Annotated in this window: 1 protein-coding gene; it reads right to left on the minus strand. The window is 64.7% G+C overall.

Features of this window, described 5'->3' with window-relative positions:
* The coding region (locus tag DVK07_RS20240; protein ID WP_121598571.1) for a PKD domain-containing protein at nt 1-712 on the minus strand (712 nt) is incomplete at both ends.

The following is a 712-nucleotide window of genomic DNA, read 5'->3' on the forward strand; positions in this document are numbered from 1 at the left end:
ACCAGCGGCCCGAAGCCGGGGACTTCCTCGTCGGTCCATTCCTCAATGACGACCTCTACCTCGTCGGCCGTCGTCTCACCGGTCACCGTGTCGGTCGCGGTGAGGGTGACCGTGTACGTGCCTGCGGTGTCGTACTCGTGAGCGACCACCTCCCCGGTCTTGGTCGCTCCGTCACCGAAGTCCCACTCGTACGTGACGTTAGCGGTCCGGTCTTCACTCGTGGTGTTGTACGCGTCGAACTCGATTATCTCGCCGACGGCGCCGCTCGTCTGTTCGGCCCTGATGTCAGCCTGGATCGGTTCGACAACGGTGATTATCACCTCCACTGTGTCGGACGCGCTCTCGTTCGTTACGGTGAGCGTCACGTTGTACGTCCCGGTGGCGTCGTAGGCGTGTTCGACGGTTTCACCGGTCGCGTTCGTGTCGTCACCGAACGTCCAGTTGTACGCGAGATCCGTGCCCTCGCTCTCGGAGGCGTTGAACGAGATCGCGTCGCCGGGGTACACGCCGGTTTGGTTCGCAGCGATCTCCGCGGTGACGGTCGGTTCGGACGGTTCGCCGTCGTCAGGGCCATCGTCACCGCCACCGCCACCGCCACTGCCCCCGTCATCGATCCTCACGAAGGCGTCCCGCGTGTCGACCGTAACCGTCTCGCCGGATGGGTCGTGAGCGATGGCCCGTTCGAAGGTGACCCCCGTTTCGGCGGTCCCGA

Source organism: Halorubrum sp. Atlit-26R, from assembly GCF_003666015.1.
GTDB lineage: Archaea > Halobacteriota > Halobacteria > Halobacteriales > Haloferacaceae > Halorubrum.